This is a genomic window from Xanthomonas hydrangeae, assembly GCF_032697525.1.
In the GTDB taxonomy this organism is placed as follows: domain Bacteria; phylum Pseudomonadota; class Gammaproteobacteria; order Xanthomonadales; family Xanthomonadaceae; genus Xanthomonas; species Xanthomonas hydrangeae.
The window spans coordinates 2,495,809-2,520,916 of sequence record NZ_CP103836.1 but is presented as its reverse complement, the minus strand read 5'-3'; the positions used below and the strand labels follow the sequence as shown (position 1 = coordinate 2,520,916).

At 65.5% G+C, this 25,108-nt stretch carries 23 protein-coding genes, 1 tRNA gene, 1 other RNA gene and 1 pseudogene; 12 read left to right on the top strand and 14 right to left on the bottom strand.

What is annotated here, in order from left to right; translation table 11 throughout:
- Positions 1–55 precede the first annotated feature (55 nt).
- Positions 56–1,242 (bottom strand): annotated as a pseudogene (locus NYR97_RS10425) (sensor histidine kinase).
- 435 nt (positions 1,243–1,677) lie between these two features.
- Here NYR97_RS10425 and NYR97_RS10420 point away from each other — a divergent pair.
- From NYR97_RS10420 to NYR97_RS10400, 5 genes are all read left to right on the top strand, one after another.
- Positions 1,678–2,922, top strand: coding sequence for an efflux RND transporter periplasmic adaptor subunit (locus NYR97_RS10420; RefSeq protein WP_316697842.1), 1,245 nt, complete (start codon positions 1,678–1,680; stop codon positions 2,920–2,922).
- Positions 2,923–3,302: 380 nt separating this feature from the next.
- The gene (locus NYR97_RS10415) at positions 3,303–3,992 is read left to right on the top strand and encodes an ABC transporter ATP-binding protein (RefSeq protein ID WP_316697840.1); all 690 of its coding nucleotides are present in this window, start codon (positions 3,303–3,305) and stop codon (positions 3,990–3,992) included.
- Positions 3,993–4,004: 12 nt separating this feature from the next.
- On the top strand, positions 4,005–5,165 hold the full coding sequence (locus NYR97_RS10410) for an ABC transporter permease (protein WP_316697839.1): 1,161 nt from the start codon (positions 4,005–4,007) through the stop codon (positions 5,163–5,165).
- A 7-nt stretch (positions 5,166–5,172) separates the two neighbouring features.
- Positions 5,173–6,498, top strand: a complete 1,326-nt coding sequence (locus tag NYR97_RS10405; RefSeq protein ID WP_425613056.1) for an ABC transporter permease — start codon at positions 5,173–5,175, stop codon at positions 6,496–6,498.
- A gap of 188 nt (positions 6,499–6,686) precedes the next feature.
- Positions 6,687–7,802, top strand: coding sequence for an alpha/beta fold hydrolase (locus NYR97_RS10400; protein WP_316697837.1), 1,116 nt, complete (start codon positions 6,687–6,689; stop codon positions 7,800–7,802).
- Between the two features lie 196 nt (positions 7,803–7,998).
- On the opposite strand, the gene rarD is transcribed toward NYR97_RS10400, so the two are convergent.
- Together rarD and yedA are read right to left on the bottom strand one after the other, a co-directional pair.
- Positions 7,999–8,910, bottom strand: a complete 912-nt coding sequence (gene rarD, locus NYR97_RS10395; protein WP_316697836.1) for an EamA family transporter RarD — start codon at positions 8,908–8,910, stop codon at positions 7,999–8,001.
- Positions 8,907–9,848 (bottom strand): drug/metabolite exporter YedA, encoded by a 942-nt coding sequence (gene yedA, locus NYR97_RS10390; RefSeq protein WP_316697835.1) that lies wholly within the window; start codon positions 9,846–9,848, stop codon positions 8,907–8,909. Before yedA ends, rarD begins: the two co-directional genes overlap by 4 nt.
- Positions 9,849–9,892: 44 nt before the next feature.
- Between yedA and NYR97_RS10385 the strand changes: the two genes are divergently transcribed.
- Together NYR97_RS10385 and NYR97_RS10380 are read left to right on the top strand one after the other, a co-directional pair.
- Positions 9,893–10,363, top strand: a complete 471-nt coding sequence (locus NYR97_RS10385; RefSeq protein WP_316697834.1) for a Rap1a/Tai family immunity protein — start codon at positions 9,893–9,895, stop codon at positions 10,361–10,363.
- Between the two features lie 59 nt (positions 10,364–10,422).
- A non-coding RNA gene (locus NYR97_RS10380) (sX9 sRNA) lies at positions 10,423–10,499 on the top strand.
- 113 nt (positions 10,500–10,612) lie between these two features.
- Here the strand turns inward: NYR97_RS10380 and NYR97_RS10375 are convergent.
- The 7 genes from NYR97_RS10375 to rocF all read right to left on the bottom strand — a co-directional run bounded on the left by NYR97_RS10375 (position 10,613) and on the right by rocF (position 17,735).
- On the bottom strand, positions 10,613–12,265 hold the full coding sequence (locus NYR97_RS10375; RefSeq protein WP_316698164.1) for a M28 family metallopeptidase: 1,653 nt from the start codon (positions 12,263–12,265) through the stop codon (positions 10,613–10,615).
- 999 nt (positions 12,266–13,264) lie between these two features.
- On the bottom strand, positions 13,265–14,209 hold the full coding sequence (locus tag NYR97_RS10370) for an MBL fold metallo-hydrolase (protein ID WP_486684780.1): 945 nt from the start codon (positions 14,207–14,209) through the stop codon (positions 13,265–13,267).
- A 214-nt stretch (positions 14,210–14,423) separates the two neighbouring features.
- On the bottom strand, positions 14,424–15,713 hold the full coding sequence (locus tag NYR97_RS10365; RefSeq protein WP_316697832.1) for a tryptophan--tRNA ligase: 1,290 nt from the start codon (positions 15,711–15,713) through the stop codon (positions 14,424–14,426).
- Between the two features lie 173 nt (positions 15,714–15,886).
- Positions 15,887–16,096: a CsbD family protein gene (locus tag NYR97_RS10360; protein WP_006451342.1), complete on the bottom strand. Its 210-nt coding sequence runs from the start codon at positions 16,094–16,096 to the stop codon at positions 15,887–15,889.
- 240 nt (positions 16,097–16,336) lie between these two features.
- Complete coding sequence (locus NYR97_RS10355) at positions 16,337–16,471, bottom strand: entericidin A/B family lipoprotein (RefSeq protein WP_006451341.1); 135 nt, start codon at positions 16,469–16,471, stop codon at positions 16,337–16,339.
- A 78-nt stretch (positions 16,472–16,549) separates the two neighbouring features.
- Entirely contained in the window at positions 16,550–16,702 is a 153-nt protein-coding gene (locus tag NYR97_RS10350) for an entericidin A/B family lipoprotein (RefSeq protein WP_006451340.1), read from the bottom strand.
- 109 nt (positions 16,703–16,811) lie between these two features.
- A complete protein-coding gene (gene rocF / locus NYR97_RS10345) occupies positions 16,812–17,735 on the bottom strand; it encodes an arginase (RefSeq protein WP_205392817.1) in 924 nt (307 codons plus the stop codon).
- A 463-nt stretch (positions 17,736–18,198) separates the two neighbouring features.
- On the opposite strand from rocF, the gene NYR97_RS10340 reads away from it, so the two are divergent.
- From NYR97_RS10340 to tmk, 5 genes are all read left to right on the top strand, one after another.
- The gene (locus NYR97_RS10340; RefSeq protein WP_316697831.1) at positions 18,199–18,651 is read left to right on the top strand and encodes a roadblock/LC7 domain-containing protein; all 453 of its coding nucleotides are present in this window, start codon (positions 18,199–18,201) and stop codon (positions 18,649–18,651) included.
- Positions 18,652–18,714: 63 nt separating this feature from the next.
- Entirely contained in the window at positions 18,715–19,074 is a 360-nt protein-coding gene (locus NYR97_RS10335) for a roadblock/LC7 domain-containing protein (RefSeq protein WP_006452081.1), read from the top strand.
- A gap of 93 nt (positions 19,075–19,167) precedes the next feature.
- Positions 19,168–20,085 carry a hypothetical protein gene (locus tag NYR97_RS10330; protein WP_316697829.1) on the top strand — a complete coding sequence of 306 codons (918 nt, stop codon included), beginning with the start codon at positions 19,168–19,170 and terminating at the stop codon, positions 20,083–20,085.
- Entirely contained in the window at positions 20,082–20,624 is a 543-nt protein-coding gene (locus NYR97_RS10325) for a GTP-binding protein (protein WP_316697828.1), read from the top strand. Before NYR97_RS10330 ends, NYR97_RS10325 begins: the two co-directional genes overlap by 4 nt.
- A gap of 517 nt (positions 20,625–21,141) precedes the next feature.
- Positions 21,142–21,825 (top strand): dTMP kinase, encoded by a 684-nt coding sequence (gene tmk / locus NYR97_RS10320; protein ID WP_316697826.1) that lies wholly within the window; start codon positions 21,142–21,144, stop codon positions 21,823–21,825.
- 320 nt (positions 21,826–22,145) lie between these two features.
- Here tmk and NYR97_RS10315 read toward each other — a convergent pair.
- From NYR97_RS10315 to birA, 4 genes are all read right to left on the bottom strand, one after another.
- Positions 22,146–22,221 (bottom strand) — tRNA-Thr (locus NYR97_RS10315).
- Positions 22,222–22,254: 33 nt separating this feature from the next.
- A complete protein-coding gene (locus NYR97_RS10310) occupies positions 22,255–23,172 on the bottom strand; it encodes an SPOR domain-containing protein (RefSeq protein WP_316697825.1) in 918 nt (305 codons plus the stop codon).
- Between the two features lie 156 nt (positions 23,173–23,328).
- Positions 23,329–24,057, bottom strand: a complete 729-nt coding sequence (locus tag NYR97_RS10305) for a type III pantothenate kinase (RefSeq protein ID WP_316697824.1) — start codon at positions 24,055–24,057, stop codon at positions 23,329–23,331.
- Positions 24,054–25,064 (bottom strand): bifunctional biotin--[acetyl-CoA-carboxylase] ligase/biotin operon repressor BirA, encoded by a 1,011-nt coding sequence (birA, locus tag NYR97_RS10300; RefSeq protein WP_316698162.1) that lies wholly within the window; start codon positions 25,062–25,064, stop codon positions 24,054–24,056. The genes NYR97_RS10305 and birA overlap by 4 nt, the downstream gene beginning before the upstream one ends.
- Positions 25,065–25,108 lie beyond the last annotated feature (44 nt).

The following is a 25,108-nucleotide window of genomic DNA, read 5'->3' as shown; positions in this document are numbered from 1 at the left end:
TAGCAGCCGTGGCGCATGCCGTGCATTGAGACAGGTGCAGTCGAGGCAGGTGCAATCAACGCGACTGCGGCACCAGCGGCACCGGCAATGGCGGCAGTGCCGGTGCCAGCGTGGGGCGCGGCAACGGCACGCTGGCGCGCAGGTGCATGCCGCGCGGCAGTGCTTCCACCTCCAGCGCGCCACCCAGTCCATGCAGGCGCGTGCGCATGCCGTCCAGGCCATTGCCGGGCACGATCACACCGCCGCGCCCGTCGTCGCTGATGTCCAGCACCGCCTGCTCGCCTTGCGCGCGCAGGCTCACGCGTACGCGTCTGGCTTGCGCATGCCGTTGCACATTGGTGGCCGCTTCGCGCACCACCAGGGCCAGGGCGGTCTCATGTTCGGGCGGCAATGCCAGCGTCTCCAATTGGTGTTCCAGCACGATGCCGTCCATCTCCAGCAACACACGTGCCGATGCCAGCTCGGCCACCAGCCCGGCGGCGCGGATGCCGGTGACCGCACGCCGCACCTGCGCCAAGGCATCGCGCGAAATCTGCGCCACGGCATCGATCTCGCTGCGCGCGGCCTGCAGGTCGCGTTCGATCAGGCGCGCGGCCAGATCGGACTTGAGCGCCACCAACGACAAGGTGTGGCCGAGCAGATCGTGCAGGTCGCGCCCGATGCGCTCGCGCTCGGCGGTGGCGGCCAATCGACGTACTTCGTCCTGCGACAGCCTCAGCAACGCGTCCTTGCGTTCGTTGATGCTGTAGACAGCCCCAACCGCAGCCATGCCCAGCACCGACACCGGCAGCCACACCAGCGACTGCAGGCGCATCCCCAGCCAGTGCGCCCAGCCCAGGTACAGCGCGTTCATCACCACCAGCATCGCGAAGTGTCGCCACACCGCATGCCGCGTGGACGGGCGCAGGCTCAGCAGGCGAAGACGAAATAGCTGATGCCGGAGGGATACACCGGCAGCAACGCAGCACTGAGCACACCCATCGCCCAGGCATAGCGATACAGGGTGCCGCGCGGCGCCAGCAACATGCGCGCGTACAGCAGCAAAAACACCGGATAGGACAGCAGCGTGCACAGCAGCCAGGTGCTGTCGTACCCGCGCGAGGAAAACACCGGCACCACGAACACCCAGCTCGACCACAGCAGGTGCACGCCATCCATCCATGGCGACTGGCCCTGCGCCAGCCGTGCTGCAACCTGCGAATTGGCGGCGGGGCGAAGCCAGGCGGGAAGCCACAAGCGCATCGGGATGGGTCCATGTGAGTGATCGGATTCTGCCACTGCCGGGCCCGCCGCGTGAGGCGAGGCAACGGGCCGCTGCGGGCGAGCGGTCTCATGCATCTGCAGCGCGCGGTTGCGCAGGTACCTGGCAATCCCTTGAAACAGCGAGCGGCACGCACGGACAGCGTAGGTGGAGATAGAGCATGGCGATTCCGGCAGTCGTGACGATGGCGCAGCGTGGCCCAGCACTACGAGCGCTGCCAGTCGCCGCTGTCATGGCGTGCAGGTGACAGCTGTCACTGGTGGCCGACGCCGCCGTGGTCGCATGCTGCGCAGCACCTTGCAGTAGCGTTGGATCGCACGACCGTTCGTCGCCGCAGCCGTGTTGGTGACTTCCGGCAGCTTGCGGCGCCGCCTGCGGCCCGTCACATTTTGCGCAGCATCCCGTCCTGGTCATCGATGAATACTTCCGCCGATCTACTCAAGCAACTCCGCATCGACCGCCAGCGTCCTGTCACCCCTGAGCCTGCACGGCGCGGTGGCTGGATCATCGCCGCCGTTGTCATCGTGATCCTGTTGGCGGCTGCGACGTGGTGGTTCAGCCGTCGCCCGGTGGCGAAGGTGCAGACAGCACCGGTGGTGGCGATCAGCGCCGGCAGCAGCAGCGCCTCGGTGCTGGATGCGTCGGGCTATGTGGTGGCGCGGCGCATGGCCACGGTGTCGGCGCAGGTCACCGGCAAGGTGCGCGAGGTGATGATCGAAGAAGGCATGCGTGTCGAACAAGGCCAGGTGATGGCCACGCTCGACCCGCTGGATGCCGAAGCGCAGCGCACGCTGTCGGCATCGCAACTGTCTGCCGCTCGCAGCCAGGTCGACAACATGCAGGCGCAACTGGCGGTGGCCAATGCCGATGCGACACGTCTGCAATCGCTGGTCGGCGCGCAATTGGTCTCACGCTCGCAGTACGAGCAGGCCACCGCACAACGCGACGCCTTGCGCGCGCAGCTGCAGAACGCGCAGCGCAACGTGCGCGTGGCATCGGACCAGCTGGCGATCTCGGCGATCCGCTCGGACTTCAACGTGGTGCGTGCACCGTTTGCCGGCGTGGTCACCGCCAAGGCTGCGCAACCCGGAGAAATCGTCTCGCCGCTGTCGGCCGGCGGCGGCTTCACCCGCACCGGCATCGGCACCATCGTGGATATGGAATCGCTGGAGATCGAGGTGGAAGTCGGCGAGTCCTACATCGGCCGCGTGCAGCCGAAGATGCCGGTGGAAGCGGTGCTCAACGCCTACCCGGACTGGAAGATTCCCGGCGAGGTGATCGCCATCATTCCCACCGCCGACCGCGGCAAGGCCACGGTGAAGGTGCGCGTGGCCTTCAAGGTCAAGGACCCGCGCATCGTGCCGGAGATGGGCGTGCGGGTGAGCTTTCTCGAACAGGCCAAACCGCAGGAAGCCAGCAAGCCGCAGGGTGTACGCGTGCCGGCGGCGGCGCTGGTCGAACGCGACACGCGCACGGTGGCGTTCGTGGTTGGCGAGCGCAACACCGTCAGCGCGCAGACGGTCACTCCCGGCATGGTGATGAGCGAGGACCGCCAGGTGCTATCGGGTTTGAGTGCAGGCGACAGCGTGGTGCTGGATCCGCCGCAAAGCCTGAAAGACGGCGACACGGTGGCGGAAGGAGAACCGGACGCTGCCGAGTAACGGCAACGACAACTGCGGTAAAACGTGGGTAGCGATGCCGCTTAGGGAAACGCGGCACCCACTCGGCAGCCAGTTGTATATGCACGTTGCTGCATGGATAGCGTTGCGGATGAACAAAGCGCAGTAACCACGCACCAAAGAACGCGATGTCGATCTTGATCCGCATCGAACCTGGTTATCGGTCATTGCAGAAATAAAACGCTCGGGCGTCGCCGCCAGGCGCAATCGAGCGCTTCGCCCGGCATTCGCGTCCTTGATCGCATGGCGTTGCGCTGCGCTACAACGCCACAGTCATCGCATCTTCGCCGTGCCGCTTCATGCAATCGCAGTCGCCATGCCGCACCGCCCTCACTCTTCCCATTGCACCGCCAGGAGTCGCCATGACCGCTCTCGTCAGCTTGCGCAACATCACCAAGACCTACCAACGCGGCCCCGAGCAGGTGCAGGTGCTGCACGGCATCGACCTGGACATCGCCAACGGCGACTTCGTCGCATTGATGGGTCCGTCCGGTTCGGGCAAGACCACCTTGCTCAATCTGATCGGCGGTCTGGACAGCCCCAGCGGTGGCGAGATCGAGATCCAGGGCGAGCGCATCGATCGCATGAGCGGCGGCCAGCTCGCGACCTGGCGCAGTCACCACGTCGGCTTCGTGTTTCAGTTCTACAACCTGATGCCGATGCTCACTGCGCAAAAGAATGTGGAGCTGCCGTTGCTGCTCACCGCGCTCAATTCCGCACAACGCAAACGCAATGCGGAAATCGCCCTGACCCTGGTCGGCCTGCAGGAACGCCGCACCCACAAACCCAGCGAACTGTCCGGCGGCCAGCAGCAGCGCGTGGCGATTGCGCGCGCGATCGTGTCCGATCCCACGTTCTTGATCTGCGACGAACCCACCGGCGATCTGGACCGCCACAACGCCGAAGAGATCCTGCGCCTCCTGCAGGAACTCAATCGCGAACACGGCAAGACCATCGTGATGGTCACCCACGACCCCAAGGCCGCCGAATACGCCACCCATACCATCCATCTGGACAAGGGCGAGCTGGCCGACGCGCCGCTTGCGCTCTAAAGGACCGATGCCATGAAGTATCTCTCGTTGGTCTGGGCGCAGTTGTTCCGCAGCAAGACCCGCACCTTGTTGACGCTGTTGTCGGTGGTGGCGGCGTTTTTGTTGTTCGGCATGCTCGATTCGGTGCGCGTGGCCTTTACGGCCGGCGGCAACGTCAGCGGCGTGGACCGGCTGGTGGTCGCTTCGCGTTTGTCGATCACCCAATCGCTGCCGATCAGCCTGGAATCGCAGATCCGCAGCGTGCCGGGCGTGCGCGATGTGACCTCGGCGATGTGGTTCGGCGGTATCTATCGCGACCCGAAGAACTTCTTCCCCAACTTCTCGGTCGCGCCCAACTTCTTCGACGTCTACAGCGAATACGAGCTGCCCAAGGACCAGCTTAAGGCCTTCCAGACCACGCGCACCGGCGCCATCGTCGGCGAGAGCCTGGCCAAGGCCAATGGCTGGAAGATCGGCGACACCATCCCGTTGCAGGCCACCATCTTTCCGCGCGGTGGCAGCAACGATTGGCCGCTGCAACTGGTCGGCATCTTTCGCATGAAGGACCGCACGGTGGCAGCCAATCAGGAACGCCAGTTGATGATGAACTGGAAATACTTCGACGAGTCCAACGACTACATCAAGAGCAAGGTCAGCTGGTACACAGTGACGCTGCGCAACGCCGACCAGGCCTCGCGCGTGGCGCAGGCGATCGATGCGTTGTCGGCCAACTCCGATCACGAAACCAAGTCGCAGACCGAATCGGCCTTCCAGCAGGCCTTCCTCAAACAGTTCGCCGATATCGGGCTGATCGTCACTTCGATCATGGCGGCGGTGTTTTTCACCTTGTTGCTGCTGACCGGCAACACCATGGCGCAGGCAGTGCGCGAACGCATACCGGAGTTGGCCACACTCAAGACGCTGGGCTTTCAGGACCGCACCGTGTTGAGTCTGGTGATGGTGGAGTCGGTGCTGTTGATCGGCCTGGGCGGGTTGATCGGCATGGGCCTGGCAGCGTTGGTGATCCCGGCAGTGGCCGCACGCAGCGGCGGGGTGATGCCGGTGCAGAGCGTGCCGCTGCAGACCTGGTTGGTCGGGCTGGGGCTGATGGCCGGCATCGGCATCGTGGTGGGTGTGCTGCCGGCGTTACGCGCGCAGCGCTTGAAGATCGTCGATGCCCTCGCCGGGCGCTGACAGGAGCATGCACATGCAAGCCAAATGGAAGAACCGTCTCGTCAATCTGGTGTCGGTCGTGTTGCTGGCCGTCGGGCTGGGCGTGTGGATCGTGTTGCCGTGGATCGGCGTGTTGGTCATCGCGGCGTTGCTGGCGGTGTGGCTGGTGGCCACACGCAGCGGCCGGCTGTCGTTGGCCGCCGCGCGTATCGGCATCGCTACCCTGCCGCAACGCTGGGGTGCCAGCTCGGTGATCGTGGTCGGCATTGCCGGCGTGGTCGGCGTGCTGGTGGCGATGCTGGCGATGGGCCAGGGCTTCCAGGCCACGCTCAACAACACCGGCGACGACACCACTGCCATTGTGTTGCGCGGCGGCTCGCAGGCGGAAACCAACTCGGTGATCACCCGCAACCTGGTGCCGCTGATCAGCAGCCTGCCCGGCATCGCCGCCGATGCCAGCGGCCGCCCGCTGCTGTCGCCGGAGCTTTCGCAGGTGGTCAACATCGCCTCCAAATCCGATGGCACCGACGTCAACGCGCAGGTGCGCGGCGTGGGCGAACAGGCCTGGGCGGTGCACTCCAAGGTCAAGCTCGTGCAGGGCCGGCGCTTCACCACCGGCCTGCGCGAGATCGTGGTCGGCAAGGGCGCGTTGACTCAGTTCCGTGGATTGGAGCTGGGCAAGACGCTCACCCTCGGCAGCCAGCAATGGACCGTGGTCGGCGTGTTCGCCTCCGGCGATGCGCACGATTCGGAGCTGTGGACCGACGCGCAGACGCTGGCCACCACCTACAACCGCAGCGCCTACCAGTCGATCAGCGTACGCACTGCGGGCAAGGCTGGATTTAGCCAGTTCAAGACCGCCATGGCCGCCGACCCGCGGCTCAAACTGGATGTGGAAACCACCCGCGCGTACTACGGCAAACAAGGCGGCGGCTTGAACAAGTTGATCAGCATCCTGGGCACGGTGATCGGCGCGATCATGGCGGTGGGCGCGGTGTTCGGCGCGCTCAACACCATGTATGCGGCGGTAGCCACGCGGGCGCGCGAGATCGCCACAATGCGTGCGATCGGTTTTCGCGGCACGCCGGTGATCATGGCGCTGATGCTGGAAACCATGTTGCTGGCGCTGCTGGGCGGCCTGCTCGGTGGCCTGATCGCCTGGGCGGTGTTCAACGGCTATAGCGTGTCCACGCTGGGCAACAACTTCAGCCAGATCGTATTCCAGTTCAAGGTCTCGCCGGAGCTGTTGTGGAGCGGGCTGAAATGGGCGCTGGGCATCGGTCTGGTCGGCGGGCTGTTCCCGGCATTGCGCGCGGCGCGATTGCCGATCACCACGGCGTTGCGGGAGGTGTAAGGCGGGCTGTTGGCCCGCCGGGATTCGGGAGGCGGGATTCGGGATTTGTGGCAGCCAAAGCAGATCGAACGCGGGTGCCGCGGCTGAACACATTGCAGGCTGTCATCGTTCTGTCACTGCAATGCGGTAGATGCGCGGGCCGGGCAGGACGTAGCCTGCTCGGCCGTTTCATCCATCGATCTCTCACCATGATGCGCCTGATTCTGCTGGCCTGCGCCTGCCTGTGGCTGGCCGGTTGTTCATCGTCCTCCACCTCGCTCAGCGAGCGCCTGGTAGCGCCCGGTGGCGTATCGCCGTTGCTGGACGAGGAGCGCATCGCCGCCACCATCGCCACGGTGCCCAACCGCAGCGGGCATGTGGTGACGCGCGATCAGGTGCCGATCTTCTGGCGCGCCATCGACCCCGGCCAGTACGCCATGCAGTATCGCTACCTCGGCCAGCGCAACGATCCGGCGCATGTGCTGGATGTCGATTTCAGCTTCAAGGTGCCCACCGCCCCCCCGCCGACGCCGCGCGGCACCGTGGTGCTGCTGCACGGCTGGATGATGGATGGCGATTCGCTGCTGCCATGGTCGCTGGAATTGGCGCAGGCCGGCTACCGGGTGATCACCATCGACCTGCGCAATCATGGCCATTCCGGCGGTGGCCCATCCGGTTACGGCACACGCGAATCCGATGACGTGATCGATGTGCTCGATGCGCTGCAGCCGCGCGGCGAAATCCGCGGCCCGCTGTATCTGTTCGGCATTTCCTATGGCGCTGCCACCGCGCTGTTCACCGCCGACAAACTTGGGCCGCGCGTCGCCGGTGTGGTGGCGATGGAATCCTTCGCCAATGCCGGGCGTGGCATCCGCGACATGGTGCCGCACCTGCTCAGCAGCCAGCCGAACGGCTGGCGCGGGCAGGCGGTGGCCGCCTATGCACGTTGGCGCTATGCCGACCAGAATATCGATGCGGTGATCGCCGCCGCCGACAATCAACTCAAGCTGGATCTGGACCACGTCGATGTCGCGCACGCACTGGCCGACACCCGCAGCTGCGTGCTGCTGCTGCACGGCGACGCCGATCTGCACATCCCGGTCGCACACGGGCGTGCGCTGGCGCTGGCCAGCCCGCGCGCGCACTACGTCGAGTTGCCGGGTGAAAACCATCTGAGCCTGCCGCTGCGGCTGGATCTGCTCGGCGGGCCCATCGATCACTGGCTGGCGCAAACGCAACAGGACCCGGACCACTGTCCCGCACCACAGGCACTGCCGACCTCCACGCTCGCGGTGGCGACACCGGCAGTGGCGCCGCGCGGCTGAGAGCGGCCGACAAAACGTCGCGCGCGGTCCTCAGTGGGAGCGGACAGCACGCTCCTGACCGGCGTTTACAAATGACATGCCGATGTCGAGCAGCGACTGCGCCCCGCACGGCGCTGAGCGCAGTGGTCTGGCAGTCGCCCGGCATCCAGACGGGAGCCGTACAACGGCAGGCTGCCGGAGCGCGCACGACCGATGCTTAGGGAGCCACCACAACCGGCCGCCGCGAACGCCATACGCTGTCGCCAACGAACAACAGCAGCCCAACCCAGATCGCCGCAAACCCGATCGCACGTCCTTGATCGAACGGCTCGTGGAAAAACCACACGCCCAGCAGCAGCTGCAGACTCGGCCCGATGTATTGCAGGATGCCCACCAGCGACAGCGGAATCCGCCGCACGCCATACGCAAACCCGATCAGCGGCACCGCCGTCACCACCCCGCCAAAGATCAGCAGCAGGTCGGTACGCAACTCCCAGCCGCTCAGGAAGGCGCCACCATGGCCCTGCTCGCCCCAGCCGGCCAGCAGCAGCGCCGGCACGAACAGATAGACGCTTTCCACGCCCAGCCCGGCCACCGGATCCACCGCCACCAACTTGCGCAGCAAGCCGTAGGCACCGAATGAGAACGCAAGCCCCAAGGCGATCCACGGCGGCGCACCGGCATCGAGGGTCAACCACAGCACGCCAAGCGTTGCGCACACCACCGCCACCCATTGAATGCGCTGCAGGCGTTCCTTGAGCACCAGCACGCCCAGCAACACGCTCAGCAACGGATTGATGAAGTAGCCCAGGCTGGCCTCGATCACATGCCCGGCGTTGATCGCCCAGATGTACAGGCCCCAGTTGAACGCAATCGCCACGCTGCTGCCGGCCAGCATCCACAACGCGCGTGGCTGCGCGGCGATGGCGCGCCACCAACGCAGGCCCGATGTCGCCAGCAACCACGCCACCACCAGCACCGTGCTCCACACGATGCGGTGCGCAATGATCTGCAGCGACGGCACCGCCTTGAGCAGATGCCAGTACAGCGGCACCAGGCCCCAGATCACGAAGGTCGATGCGGTGATCAACAGGCCGCGACGCGCCTCGATCGGCGAGACCGCACTCATCGCCGCGCCTTGGCCAAGGTCACCACCAGCACGCCAGCCAGGATCACGGCCATCGCACCGATATCGTGCGCGCTGAAACGCTCATGCCCGAGCCACGCGCCCAACCCCACCGCAATCACCGGATTGACGTAGGCGTAGCTGCCGGCCAACGCCGGGCGCACGTGATGCAGCAGCCACACGTAGGCGGTGAATGCCACGATCGAGCCGAACACGCACAGGTACGCCACCGCCAGCAGCCCCTGCGGTGTCGGCAAGCTGTGGGGGCGCTCGCCGATCAGCAGGCCGACGCTCACCAACAGCACGCCGCCGCACAGCATCTGCCCGGCGGCAGTCATGAACGGCGAGGGCAGATCGCGCCCGCGCGACCACACCGAACCGAACGCCCAGCCGATCGGTGCGATCAGCAACAACACCAATCCGCCCGGCGTCGCGGTCAGGCTGCTACCGGCGTTTAGCCAGACCACACCGAGGAAGCCGATCACGATGCCCAGCCATTCGCCACGGCTGGCATGCTGCCCACGCAACGCGCCGAACAAGGCCATCCACAACGGCACCGATGCCACCGATGTGGCGGCCAGGCCGGACGACACGCTGCGCTCGGCCAATACCACCATGCCGTTGCCCAGCAGCAACAAGGCCGCGCCCATCAAGGCCACGTTCTTCCATTGCGCACGCGTTGGCGCGGTCACACCACGCCAGCGCAGTACCGCATACAGCACCGTGCCGGCCACGATGAAGCGCGTGCCCGACACCATGGTCAGCGGCAACGCGCCACCTTCCAGCGCAAACCGGATCGCCAGATAGGTCGAGCCCCAGACCACGTAGACCAGCAACAACGCGAGAGCGACCAACCCGCTGCGCGCAGGCGCGGCAGCGTCGTGAGAGGAAGACATCGGAACAGGGCCAAGTGCAGCGGAAGCTTCAATTCTAGAGCACATGCCCAAGCCGACGCCGCACGCAGCCAGCGGCCGCCTATCGCGGTATGGTGCGAGCCAACCCGCATCCGAGAGTGCACATGCAGCTTCACCTTCCCTGGCTGGCCCTGGCCGCCCTGACCACGCTTTCCACCACGGCATCGGCACGCGCACCCGAGCCCTGGGAACTCAGCGGGCGCAAGTTGATCGAGGCCGGGCTGGACGGATCGCTGGCACCGGAAATCGGCGCGCCAGCGCAGCTCGAATTCAAGGTCCTGGTTTCGGCCAGCCGAGCGGGCGCTTACCTGCTCGGCGTCGCCAGCGCCAGCTACCGCAAGCAGTGGTGCATGCCGGCAGGCAAGGCAGGCACACCGGATCTGCAGGCGATCATCGCCGATATCGGCGCGCTGCCCGACGCGCGCCAGGACCAAGCAGCGCCTGACTTGATCGTCCAGGCGCTGGCCAAACGCTATCCCTGCGGCGGCGCGCGCGCCAAGGCTGCGGCGGGCAACGCGCAGCGCAATCCTGGCAAGCCTTAGCGCGGCTAATAAACGATTGCGCTCACCGCCAGGCGGGCGCGGCCGGTGATCGGTGCGGCATGTACCACTCGTACACTCCGGTTCTGAGCGTGCCGTCCTCACCCGCCTGACGACTGCTCTCTACGGCTTGTTAGCCGCCCTTAGCGCAGGTCCATCGGCAACCCTTCAATGCCTGAGCGTTGACCACAGCGCAGGGCAGTCGAATGTCGCCCAGTTGGTCGAGGGCGCGATGCGCTCACTACTGCGCGCTTACTTGCGCGCCGCATCGCTACTGGCACGGATCGCCTTGAACTCCGAACCGTCCTGCCAGCTCGGCCACTGCCGGCCATTGGCCAACGCTACGCCCACGTCGTAGATCAACATGGTGTCGGCGGCATGGCCGCTGGCATCCCATTGCGGGGTCCAGCGATCGCAGGGCTGGTGATAGCACTCGGCAAAATACTTCTCGCGCAGCGCCTTGCCGGCTGCGACACCGCCTTCGAGCATGTCCAGACCGGGGCCTGCAGTGATCGCCGGCACACCCATGCGTGCGAACGCGAAATGATCGGCGCGGTAGAAGAAACCCGCTTCCAGATTCGGGTCGGGCGAATAGCTGCGCCCGCGCGCCTTGGCGGCCTGTTCCAACTCGCCTTCCAGCGAGACGCGCCCACGTCCCCACGAGGCGATATCGCGGGTGAGGCCATCCGGGCTGAACATCTCCATGTTGAGCACGGCCACGGTCTTGTCCAACGGCGCCAGCGGATGCGCGGCGTAATAGTTGGCGCCGAGCAGGCCCTTTTCTTCTGCCGTCAATGCGATGAAATACAGCGTGCGCTGCGGCTGGGGGCCGGCTGCGAACACGCGCGCCAGTTCAAGCACGCTGGCCACGCCGGTGGCGTTGTCAACCGCGCCACGACGCACGGTGTCGCCGCTAGCGTCGGCCTTGCCCACACCGAAGGCATCCCAGTGCGCGGAGAAGATCACCGTCTCGTCCGGATGCTGGCTTCCGGTGAGCTTGGCCACCACGTTATGCGTGACCACGCGCTCGCGCTTGAGCTTGAAGTCCACCGACAGCATGGCATCGCCCAGCGCAATCGGCGCGAAATCGCGCTGCTGCGCACGCTGCTTGGCCTGCGCAAAATCCAGCCCGGCGCGCTGGAACAGCGACACCGCCAACGCCTGCTGCATCCATCCGCGCACCGGCACATGCTGCGCCTTCGCATCGGCATCGCTGCGTTCGATATCGAACAACGGCGACAGGCCCGAGCTCTGCACCGTCGCCCAGCCATACGCGGCCGGCGCGGTCTCGTGCACGATCAACACGCCGGCCGCACCGCGGCGTGCGGCCTCTTCGTACTTGTAGGTCCAGCGGCCGTAGTAGGTCACCGCCTTGCCATCGAATGCGCCAGGCTGCGGCGCTTCGAAGTCGGCATCGTTGATCAGCACCACCGCGATCTTGCCGTGCAGGTCCACGCCCTTGTAGTCGTCCCACTGCCGCTCCGGGGCGCTGATGCCGTAGCCGACGAACACCAGCGGTACGTTCTTCAAGGCCACTGCATCCAGCGGGCGCAGACTCTGCAAGGTCACATCGGTGCCATTGACCAGGGTCTGGGTCTTGCCACCGACGCGCAGGCTGGCGCGCACCGGGCCATCCACCTGCGCGCGTACCAACGGCACCGCCTGGGTCCAACCGCCCTGCTCGCCGCCCGGCTGCAACCCTGCCGTCTTGAACTGCTCGACCAGGTAATCCACGGTGCGCTGCTCGCCGGCGCTGGCCGGCGCGCGCCCTTCGAATTGGTCCGATGCCAGCAGGCGCACATGCCGCGATAACGCCTCGGCATCGATGCCCCCGCCGGGCAGATCGTTGTCGGCCTGCGCCACGCCTCCCACAAACAGGCAGGCGGACAACAACAGGATGCGCATCGGATTCACGGCGTGGCCTTGCAACAGTTAGATGACACACAGTTTACAAGCGTGCGGCCGACATCGGAGCACCATGATACGAGAACGCATTCGATCGCATGGACTGCATGCCTTGCTAAAGCGCGGGAAGCGTTTTTCATTGAAGCCAGCGCACAGGTAGCGTTATTCGGGAATGTCTCATTGCGCCAGACGCCGATGAAACAGATCACACACAACATTTTTCCTACGGTATGGATGCGTCGTGGGCAGAGCGGCTGAGCTGCGGCTAGGCTGCAGGGCCCTTGCCCGCCCACCATCGCGGGACACGCTGCAAGTACGTCCTTGTAGGTCCCGCGACGGTGAGCAGGCAAGGACCAGCCAAGATGGTCGGTATGCATGGCTATTCGAAATCCCGCTTATCGTGGAAGTGATTGGACACTGCGGATAGAGCAGTTGCAGAGCGATTGATCCGCCGCTTTGCTGCAGGGCCCTTGCCCGCCCACCATCGCGGGACACGCTGCAAGTACGTCCATGTAAGCTCTTCTGCGGCATCCATGCCGCATAAGGTCCCGCGACGGTGGGCGGGCAAGGACCCGTCGAGATGGTCGGTGCGCATGGTTGCAAGCAACGCATGACGTGTGTTGTCGGATAACGCTGCGGCGATCAGCTACGCAACATGATCACAGGCAGGCTTCACCCAACCACCGACCAACTTTATGGTGCGGTGTCCTCGCCGATTGCGGGACCGTGTGGCGGCATGGATGCCGCCACCGAGCCTACACGGACGTACTTGCGGCGTGTCCCGCAAGCGGTGAGGGCACCGCGCCCTCGACCAGCCAAGTTTCGGTGCATGGTTGCGAGCAGTGCGCGTTGCGCTGCGGTCTGATCGGCTCTTTTCGATGCGAGCAACGTCACTGCCATTCCCGACATCACTCCACTTGTCAACCAAGGCGAGTGCGGCCAACACGTTGCCGCCACCGATACAGCGTTCAAGAGATTTTGTCAGCCGCTCCAAGCGCGCTAACTCGTCCGCGTTGCGCGATCCAGCCAGCACGCCAGGCCCTGCGCGTTGAGTTCGATATCGGTGGCCAGCAACTGCGCCACGCTCGCATCGTCCAGGCGGCAGCCGTGCAGGCGGGCGCGCTCCAGATACAGCTCACTCAACGCCGCCACCATGCAGCGATGGCGGTCCGCACGCTGTGCGCAGCTCAGTGCAATGGCCGTCATCGCATGGATCTGCTCGATCAACGCCTGCGCCAACGGCCCCGGCGATGTGACGCGCCCGTAATGGGTCAGATACATTGCGGCCGGCGTCGTCTCCATCAGCCGCGCGATCGAGTGCAGCATCGCTTCCGGCTCGAACTGCACCGGCGAAGAGGTCGGCAGGATGAAGGCGCCCTGCGCGCTATCGAGCTGGCGATACGACAAGCCGAAGGTGTCGCCAGTGAACCAACTGCGGCTGCGCGCATCCCACACGCACAGATGATGCCGCGCGTGCCCGGGCGTCTCGATCGTGCGCAGCGCGCGCTCGCCCAGCATCACGGTCTGCCCATCGGCTGCTTCCACCACCCGCTCGGCGGGCACCGGCACGATGGCGCCATAACTGCGCGCCATTTCCGCCTCGCCATACACGGCGGTGGCACCGGCAATCAGCCGGGTGGGATCGATCATGTGCGGCGCGCCGCGCGGGTGCACCAGCACGCGCGCATTGGGCAGGTGCTGCAGCAACGCGCCCGCGCCACCGGCGTGATCCAGATGCACATGGGTCAGGATCAACCACTCCACCTGCGCAGGCCTCAGCCCGGCGGAGTGCAACGCAGCCAGCATGTGCGGCACCGACAGCGAAGTGCCGCAATCGACAAAGGCGCCACGTTGCGCCTCGACGATCAGGTACGCCGCATCGAACTGCACACCGCCAAAGCCGGTATCGATGGTCTGGATGCTGGAATCGGCCGTCGCTGTCATTCCCACACCATGCTTGCCCAGAAAACCGCAGTGTAGGCGCAAGGGCTTTGCGCTGGCTGTGTTCGCAGTTCCAGGCAGCGATGCATCACTCGCCCGGACAGCGCTGCCGTCAGGCTGCGCTTATCGGAATTCGACCTGGCGCGGCCAGGCGATCACCTCGTACCGTCGGCCGTCAGTCGTCAGCCGTCAGCCGCGATGCATTGCTGCGCGCCGATCACCCCTCGCGCAACACACGCATCGCGGCAAGAATCACCTCCGCATCCACCTGCGCATGCACGCCCTGCAATTGTAGATCACTGGCCTGCTCGGCCTGTTTCAAGCGTGCAATCAACTGACCCGCATCGCGTGGCGAGGCGAATCCATCGCTCTGCAGCAGCAAGGCACCGGCACCATCGGTCAACTTGAAATAGAACTGCCCGTCGCTCTCGCGGTATTGCTTGAACACCGGCGGTGCGACTTTTTCATCTGCGTCCACGGACGTCGTCGCGGCCTGACTGGAGAGATCGCGCAGACCCACTGCAGCGCGCAGCTCGGCCAGAAACGGCGTGGCATAGCGCGCGCGCAGACGTGCGCCACCGGCGCGCAGAATCGCCTCGATCTTCGCCGGCTCGGCCATCAGCGCCTCATAACGCGTGCGCAGCGGCGTAATTTCCTGGTCGATCCGCTCGAACAACTGCTGCTTGGCATCGCCCCAGCCGATGCCATCGGCAAAGGCCTGGGCAAAGGCAGCCGTTTCCTGCGGCGTGGCGAAGGCCTGATACAGCTGGAACAGGGCCGACCCCTGCGTGTCCTTGGCTTCGCCGGGCACGCGCGAATCGGTGAGGATGGAGAACACCAGCTTGCGCAGTTCCTCGCGCGGTGCGAACAGCGGAATCGTATTGCCGTAACTCTTGCTCATCTTGCGGCCGTCCAGACCTGGCAACGTGGACACCTGCTCGTCGATCACCGCCTCGGGCAAGGTGAAAAAGTCGCGCCCATACACATGATTGAAGCGCTGGGCGAAATCGCGCGCCATCTCGATATGCTGGATCTGGTCGCGCCCCACCGGCACCTTGTGCGCGTTGAAGATCAGGATGTCCGCCGCCATCAGCACCGGGTACATGAACAAGCCGGCGCTCACGCCCGCGTCTTCGTCCTCGCCCTCGGCACGGTTCTTGTCCACCGCCGCCTTGTAGGCATGCGCGCGGTTGAGGATGCCCTTGCCGGCCACGCAGGTGAGCAGCCACAGCAACTCGGTGGTCTCCGGCACATCGGACTGGCGATAGAACCACACCGTCTCCGGGTCCAGCCCGCAGGCCAGCCAGCTGGCGGCGATTTCCAGGGTGGAGCGCTGCGTACGCGCCGGGTCCTGCGCCTTGATCAAGCTGTGCAGGTCGGCCAGGAAATAGAAGCTCTCCGCATCGGCGCCGGCGCTGGCCTGGATCGCCGGGCGGATCGCACCGACGTAATTGCCCAGGTGCGGGGTGCCGGAGGTGGTGATGCCGGTAAGGACGCGAGTGGTCATCTGCAGGAAGGCCAGGAAGTCAGCGCACAAGTTTAGCGGTTCCGTGCGCCGGGCATGGACGCGCCGGTTTTGCGTGCGTTATTCCTGCCCGCAGACGCAAAACGGGCCGCATCAGGCGGCCCGTCGTGTGCAGGTATCGCTCACTTCATCGCGCGAGCGACCTTGCGGATGGCTCAGGTGTCGTCGCGCAGCGACTTTTCGAAGGCGCGCACTTCGGTCTGGGCGCGATCGCGATCCCAGCCGTAGCGCTCCTGAAGCTTGCCCTGCAGATACTCGGCGTTGCCTTCTGCGATCTTGAAATCGTCGTCGGTGAGGTCGCCCCACTTGGCCTGCGCCTTGCCTTTGAGCTGGGTCCACTTGCCGGAAATGATGTCAGTGTTCATGCGTTGACTCCGCTTGATGCGGCCGCGATTGACCGTGGCGTCAGGTTGCCGATGGACGCGTTCGCTGCAGATCAAAAACTGTCAAACCCAGACTCACCGCACTGAATGGTCGCTTACGCGTGCGATGCACGCGTGCATGTCGATCTACGCAAAACTGGCGCGTCGAACGCAGCAGCCCCCAAAAACATAGGCAAAAAAAAACGGGCCTTGCGGCCCGTTTTTCAAGCATGCAGCGCTAGATCACTTGCGCGCAGCGTCTTCCACTTTCTCGCCAGCGCCCTGCACGTCCTTGCCGGCACCTGCGACGGTGTTGCAACCCGCCAGCATACCGACCGAAAACACCGACAGCACCAGCAGCATAATTGCACGCTTCATAACAAACTCCTTCGTGGGTAAACGGCGACGTGCCGCAGATCAATCAATTCGAACAACAAGATCAAACAAAACCTGGAATCAGCACTTACCGTCGCTGCAATTATCGGCCTTCTTTTCGACCTTTTCACCTGCGCCCTGCATGTCCTTGCCGGCGCCGGCCATGGTGTTGCAGCCAGTCATCACGCCAGCCGAAAACAGGCCTAGCACCATCAGTGTCAGCAGTCGCTTCATCGGTCTTCCTCAGTTCTGCATTCGGTGCCAACGCACCGCGCTTGGCGCCAAATCTGACTGCGTGGCCGTGGATTTGATGTGAACGTGGTGCGCCGCGTTCAGCAATCGATCAATCTCGCATCAGCGTGGACTTGCCGAACAGGCTCTCCACCAGATCCACCGCCAGCTCGGCGGTCGCGTTGCGGTTGTCCAGCACCGGATTGAGTTCGACGATGTCCAGCGACCCCATACGCCCGGTGTCGGCAATCATCTCCATCACCAGCTGCGCCTCGCGGTAGTTGGGACCACCGGGCACGGTGGTGCCAACGCCCGGCGCGATGCTGGGGTCGAGGAAGTCCACATCGAAGCTCACGTGCAGATGGGTGTCATCGCTCATGTCTGCCAGCGCGGCCTCCATGGTGCGCTTCATACCGGCCTCGTCGATGTAGCGCATGTCGTAGACATCGATGCGGTGCTGTTTGATCAGGCGTTTCTCCTCCGGGTCCACCGAGCGGATGCCGATCTGCCGGACCTGCTCGGGCAGCAGCGCCGGCGCGCTGCCGCTCAGATGGGTCAACGCCTGCGGGCCCAGCCCGCACAGGCAGGCTACCGGCATGCCGTGCACGTTGCCCGATGGCGTCACCTCGCTGGTATTGAAGTCCGAATGCGCATCCAGCCACAGCACCCGTAGCGCGCGCCCCTGTTCGCGGCAGTACTTGGCCACCGCCGTGATCGAACCGATGCCCAGGCAATGGTCGCCGCCGAGCATGATCGGCATGCGCCCGGCGCACAATTCAGCGTAGCTGGCCTCCATCAGCGCCTGGTTCCAGGCCACCACTTCGTCCAGATGCCGGTAGCCGGCCTGGGGGGCCAGCCAGGGATTGCGCGGGCCATCCAGATTGCCCAGGTCGCGCACCTCCACCCCGCGGCCGATCAAGGCCTCCTGCAAGCCGGCGATGCGCAGCGCTTCAGGCCCCATGCGCGCGCCACGGTGGCCGGCGCCGATATCGGTGGGAACGCCAATCAGGGAAACCGGCAGGTACTGCGTCGCCATGCATTGCTCCAGCATCGAGAAAGCGCTGAAGTCTAGTCGCCGGCCTGCGCACTGACGCGCGGCAGCGCAGCACGGCGCAAGGCCTGCGTCACCAATTACGCAATCGCATCTGCCACTGCAGCAATCCGAACAGCGGCCGATACCCCGTAGCGGGCAAGCGTCGGACGGGTGCGGATGGCATGCGCAAAGGCTGTGGTGTCAGCGTGATCCATCCCGGCCGGAGCATTACCGAACACCAGCCGCGTTCGCTTGTCAGCTGCGTAGAGAGGTTGATTGCTGCTTCACGTGACGTGGTTGGGCAGTTTGTGGCGCATCTGTGCTTTGCGGAATGCGCCTGCCTGCCCGCACAGTTAGACCATGGCTGGGGATGCCGATGTCACTGTCTGCCCGCCAGCGCGGGACCTCAGTGCCATCGACAGGTTTTTTCATCGCGCAGTGCGTTTTGTATAGGGGGGAGAAGTTCATGCCGCACAACGCCGTCAACCAGGTCGTCAAGGCTGCCGTGGGCGAGGTCGCGCGGGCGTCGCATCAGTACGACCTGCAGCGCATCGGCCGCGAGTTCGCGCAGACCATCGAGCGTGAGCCGGGCATCCGTTTGTTGATGCTGTCCACTGCCGACGGGCGCGCCATTACCGAGCAATCCAGTCTGGATGTCGACGGTCGCCGTCTGGCGGCGATGGCCAATTCGTTTCTGACCCTGGGCGAGACCCTGGCGCGCGAATCCAGTCTGAACGAGGCCGATTACGCCACCGTCAGCACCCGTGGCGGCCAGCTGGTGCTGATCCGCATTCGCGCCGACAAGCCGCTGACGCTCACCGCAATTGGCGGCCCGCAACTCAATGCCGCCGCACTGTTGTTCAACGCACGCGACTGCGCCGGCCGTCTGGCCAAGGCCATGGCGCAGCCAGCGACCTGAGGCTTGGCATTGTTCGTGCTTGCCTTTCGTGCACTCATTACTCACCGCTTGTAAGGACATCCCGTGGCACAACTCAATCTGGAACATCTGCATTCAATCGCCGGTTTCGTCGGCGCCGCGCTGGTCGATAGCGACAGCGGCATGGCACTGGGCATGACCGGCGGCACCGATCTCAACCTGGAATTGGCCGCCGCCGGCAATACCGAAGTGGTGCGCGCCAAGCGTCGCATCGCCGAGCAGCTCGGTCTGAACGACACGATCGAAGACATCCTGATCACCCTGGCCCGTCAGTACCACCTGCTGCGTCCACTGGAGAGCAACGGCACGCTGTTCTTGTACGTCGTGCTGGACCGCGCCAAGGCCAATCTGGCGATGGCCCGTCACGAGCTCAAGGCGTTCGAAAAGACCCTCGACTTCGGTTGATGCCAACCTGGCGGCGCACGCGCGTCGCCTGTCCGGCCTGCCGGTCTGCACCGGCAGGCGTCGCACTCCAACGCGCCGATGCGGCGCCATGTCATGACCATACCCATTCACGCCCTGCGGGTCGCTACGGCCGGCCTGGACCTGCTGCACACCACGCGCCTGAAACTGGCGTGCTCGCTGCTGCTGGCCGAGCGCGTCGACGTGCAATTGGGGCAATGGCCGCAACACGCGGCCGACGTGGTGGTACTGGGTCTGGAAAGCGCCGACGGCCTGGCCGCATGGCAGGCGCTGCAAGGCCAGCCGATGCGCGTGCTGGTGGTGTCGCGGACACCGGTCGCCGGCGCATGGATCAAGCACGGCGCCACCGTGCGCGAACTCAACGAACACCTGCGTCTGCTGCTGTCCTCGCCGCATACCGTGCAGATCGCCGAACCGGCGCTGCTGATCCGCCATTGCCGCGGTGAATTCGGCAACGCTGCAGTGCTGCTACGCCACGCGCAGCTGCACGTCCGTGTAGATCCGGCCAATGCCTGCGTGCAACTTGCACCCGGCCTGCCGTTGTCCGACTTGGTCGCCGCACTGGATCGCCCCGGTTGGCAGGTCGCACCGGACACAACCGATGCAGCACTGCCGCAACGCATCTCATTCGAAGCGCTGTATTTCGCCCTGCCCGAGCATCTGCGCCCCGCGCTGCCGGCGGTGGAACCCAGCCATGCGCTGCAGCTGCGCCAATGGCCGGAGCTGAGTGCCGAAACCAGCTCGCCGGCACAGTTGCTCGCCATCGCCCACCTGCACGCGCGTCCGTGGCGCGCGCAGGCGCTGGCCAACGCTTGCAAGCTGCCGCTGCAAACGGTGGAATGCCTGTTCGCCGCTGCACTTGCCAGTGGCCTTGCCCAGACTGCGGAGATTGCCGTGCCTGCAACGCAGCCTCGTCCGGACAGCAGCAACTCCCGGTTCTTCTCCTGGGTCGCACGTCGGTTTGGCCTCTCTCTCTTTCAGGCGCAGTCATGAGTCTTCCGGCCAACAAACTGGTGTTCGTTGGCGGCATGGGCGCCGGCAAGACCACGGCAGTGCGCGCCATTTCCGACGTGGAGCCGGTCAGCACCGAGATGCCGCTCAGCCAGGATGCCTATGGCGACAAGACCTACACCACGGTCGCACTGGACTACAGCTCGATCGAACTGGAAGACGGCGAGTTGCTGCACGTGTACGGCGTGCCGGGCCAGAAATACCTGGATTTCATGTGGCCATTGGTCTGCGACGGCGCACTGGGTGTGATCGTGCTGACCAACGCGCGCGATCCGCAGATGCTCGAGGCCACGCTGGCGTTGCTGCGCGAATTTTCGCAGATCGCACCCGAGGCCAGCCTGGCGGTGGGCATCACCATGACCGACGAAATGCAGGATTTTCTGCTGCCGCCGTTCCGCGACGCACTGGTTGCCGAAGGCTTTCGCATCCCGGTCATGCGCGTGGATGCGCGCTCGGCGACCCAGATCACCTTCCTGGTGAAATCGCTGCTGTCCTATCGCTACACCTCGGCGCACAGCTGATCGGCAGCGCCTGGCGCGCGTACCTGCGTGATCGACACGCAGGACAAAACAAGGAATCCGGTCACGACGGTGCCTGAAAGGGCGTCACGCGGGGGATGCCGCCTCTAGGGTGGCGGCGACGCGTCCATCTTCCTTGATGCCAGACACGCGACGCGAACGTCATACATTCGAGCGCCTTGCCTGACTTGTTCAGTATGGCGCGCGATCAAGAGCCAGGACATCGGGACGTTCCCGACATTGCGCAGGACATACCGGTCATACGGCATCAGCAATAGCGCCGGCAGCGGGCAGCCAGTCGCGCCTGCAACCGGCGCTCGTATGCGGTTGTTGTGCGCGCCCGGCAATGCGTTGGACTGACGGTCGTCAGGCCGTCTCGCACACGCTTCGATACGCGGCGTCAGTGCCGCCATCGGTGACGCGCAGCGGATACCCGGTGCGCCGGGATCGGCAGCTGCAGGGCGGCTTCCACGCCGATGCCAAGTGCTGATCCAGCACCCCGATCGGATAAAGTAGCGCAATGACAATCGAACTTAAGCCCGGCGGCTTGTTGATCGCGATCGAAGGCATCGACGGCGCCGGCAAGACCACCCTCGCCCGCAGCCTGGCCACCACGCTGGAAGCGGCCGGCGCCCGCGTCGTACTGAGCAAGGAGCCGACCAACGGCCCCTGGGGCACCCAGCTGCGCCAATCCGCCGCGACCGGCCGCCTGAGCGCAGACGAAGAAGCCGAGCTGTTGATCCGCGACCGCCACGAACATGTGGACACCCTCATCGCGCCCGCATTGGCGCGCGGCGAGATCGTGATCCTGGACCGCTACTTTCCGTCGATGGTTGCCTACCAGGGCGCCGCCGGCCTGCCGCTGGACGATCTGCTGGAACGCAACGCGTTCGCACCGCGTCCGGACGTGCTGCTGCTGCTCGACCTGCCCCCGCCCACCGGCCTGGCGCGCATCCGCGCCCGCGGCGACGCCCCCAACCACTTCGAAACCCAGGACAACCTGGAACGCTGCCGCACCATCTTCAATGCCCTGCAATTGCCGGGCAAACACGTGGTGGATGCCAGCGCCGATGCAGACAGCGTGCTACGCCAAGCCCACGCCATCGTCGTTGCCGCACTGGCCGAACGGCTGAGCGGCGACGCTGCGCACACTGACGCAGAAAGGGCCGTCCTGGGATTGCTATCGGCCGGTCGCCCGGCCTGATCTGCTGCGCGTGCTTACGCGCAGGCAACAACAAACTGCGCAATACGATTTGCGCGCAACGCGCAACTTATCTAAAGCCCCTCTCCCTGCGGGAGAGGGGTTGGGGTGAGGGTACGGCCAGCCACAATTCCCGACGAAACCGCTCCTTCACCAAGCGCTTCGCCTCATAAAGGAACCAATATTCCGATAGAGGATGTCGCGTTGGCCCGCACACCCACCGTGCGTGGCGATCGGCTGCAGTGGAAATTGCACGCACAGAAAACGCACCCAAACGACGGCACGGCCAGAACAGGTGTGTGCACAAACTTATGGATCGAAGATGGTGCCGGCACCCGGATTCGAACTGGGGACCTACCGCTTACAAGGCGGTTGCTCTACCAACTGAGCTATGCCGGCAAAGGCCAAGCGCATTGCGCGCCGGTGCACATTCTAGCGCAGCGCGGAGCAATCTAGCGATCGTTGACGCGTTGCACCCGCGGCGCCCTGCAACGCAGTGGGTGCCGAGGCACTACGCACATCGATCCACCAGCGCGATTGCCCGGTACCGCTGGGCATCAGCTGCGCGGGAAACCCCGCACTCACCAGGCTCGCCTGACGCCGCTCGGCGCGCTCGCGGCTCTGGTATTGGCCCAGGGCGACGGAGTTGTCCTCGCCTTGCGCAATCACGTAATAGTCGCCGATGCCAGCCGCAGCGATGCGCTTGACCAACGCCTGCGCTGCGGCGCGATCGCCCACGCTGGGCAGCATCACCCGGAATGTACTGACCCCGGCGTCCTTGTCTTCGCGCACGCTGCTGCGCGTGGCTTGACCACGAATGCGTGCCAGCGCGACATCGGCGTCGGCGCGTACCGGATAGGGGCCCAGGCTGGCGCAGCGCTCTGGAACGGGTGCGGGAGTCGGCACCGTTGGCGATGTCTTTGGTGCAGCCGCCACAGCAACCTCGGCCGGTTTCGGAGCGACCTTGGTTGTGGCCGGAATCTCGGACGGTACTGGCGATGTTTCGGCCACTGCGGTGGTAGCCGCAGCTGTCGAAGCGGCCGCCGCCGCTTGTTCCGTTGATGTCTGAGCTGGTGATGTCTGAGCTGGTACTGCTGCCGGTGCCGGTGCCGGTGCCGGTGCCGGTGCAACCGATGTTGCTGCCGGCGCAGCGTCTGGAGCTGCTGTCGCTGCCTCTCTCGAGATCGCAGCCGCCGCGCCTGTTGCGATGTTCGGCAACACCTCCAGCCGTGCCACACCCACCGGCTGCGCCGGAGCGGCCAACGCGGCCGGTGCCGGCTGCAGGGCCCACCACAACGCCACGCCGGCATTGAGGACGATCAAGACAACGATGAGCGCGCGTACATACATGCAATGGATTCTACGAGTGGCCGATAACCGCTGGCGAGAACTCGACGACTCGGCGCGAGCGGCAGGCAGCCAGTGACCCCAGTGTACGAGCGCGACATCCCGATGCCGAGCACCGGCCGCCCATCTGGCGGCGGCGCGTCGTTTCGATCACCGCCCTCAGGGCGCCGACGCAGACCTCGCCCAGATCGCCAGCCCATCCAGCACCAGCGCAGCGCGGAACGTGGCATCGGGCAACAACGGCAGCAACGGTGGCGCGCCGCCGCCGTGCACCAGCAAGCGCACCGGTACGCCCAGACTGCGTTGCGCGTGCTGCAGGCTGCGCTCGATCAGCGCCACCGCCGCACCATCGCAACCGGACGCCAGCGCATCGTCGGTGTCGTTGGCCAGCTCCACATAATTGCCGCCGCTGGCCGGCAATTGCACCGCGCGGGCATGCAGCGCCTCGCGCATGGTGGTCGGCGATGCGGCGATGCGCCCGCCGTGATGCTGCCCATCGGCCCCAAGCAGATCGATGGTCAACGCAGTGCCCACGCCGGCCACCAGCACCGGTACCTCGCCACGTGCGCCGAGCAGCGCCAGAAAGCGATCCACGCCGAAGCGGCTCGGGTCCGCATATGCAATACGGATGCCGGCGCATTCGGCCGCTGTGCGCACGATGCGCACCTGATCGAAGCGCTCGTGCAGGCAGGCGAGCATCCGCTGCGTCAACGCCGGCGCAGCCACACTGGCCACATGCGCGATGCGCCCGGTCGGCAGCGCCGACAGCGCGGCCGCATCCATCGCCTCGGCGCCGTGCGGCCACGCCTGCACATCGCCGGCGCGATCTCCCTGCAGCAGGGCGTACTTGAACCGCGAATTTCCCAGATCGAACAACCACTCGCTCATGCAGGTCTCACGCTCACTTCTCCGGAGTGGAACAGGCGCACCGTCTCGCCCAGTTGCACCCGCAACGCGCCGTCGGCAGCCAGGCCGAGCGCAACACCGTGATGGCGGGTGCCGGCCTCTTCGACCTGCACCGCGCGGCCGCTCAATACATCCAATGCCGCATAGCGGCTCAGGAACGGGGCCAGCCCCTGCGTCTCGAACAGATCCAGCGCCGGCAGCAGCCCGGACAACACCGCCGCCACCACGGTATCGCGTGACACCGCACGGCCAGCCAGCGTATCCAGATCCACCCATGGCTGGTCGATCGCAGCGGCGGCCGCAGCCGGCATGTGCACATTCAAGCCCAGTCCGATCACCGCACGCGCATTGCCGGCCATTTCGCCGCCGCCTTCGATCAACAGGCCGCCCAGCTTGCGCTCGCGCGCCAGCAGATCGTTGGGCCACTTCAGCCCGACATCGGCAAACCCGCAACCGCGCAAGGCTTCGGCCACCGCCACACCCACCGCCAGGCTGAGCCCGGCCAGCTGGCCCAACCCACCGCTGAAACGGCGCGAGGCCGACAGATAGATGTGCGCACCCAGCGGCGAGGTCCATTGACGGCCGCGACGGCCGCGTCCCCCGGTCTGACGCTCGGCCAGCAGCACCGCCACGCCCTGCTCCGGCGCCGCACGCGCCAGCAAGCTGGTGTTGGTGGATTCCAGCGTCCAGGCGACATCGAGTGCAGCCAGGCCCGCCAGCGCATCGCTCGACATGGCCGCACGAATCCGCGCAGCCTCCAGCAGATCCAGCGGCGCGGCCAAACGGTAGCCATCACCGGCCCGGCCTTCGATGTCGACCCCGGCTGCGCGCAAAATTTGAATGCGCTTCCACACTGCCGCACGGGTCAACCCGGCATCGCGCGCCAGCGCATCGCCGGATAGCCGGCCGCTCGCAAGTTTGGCCAGCAACGCGCGGTCATCCACGGCAAGGTCCCCAAATCGATCCGTGAAAGTATGCGCCAAGCCCACCCAGGCGCCCAGCACGGCTTGCGTGAGGGAGTGAAAAGCGCGTT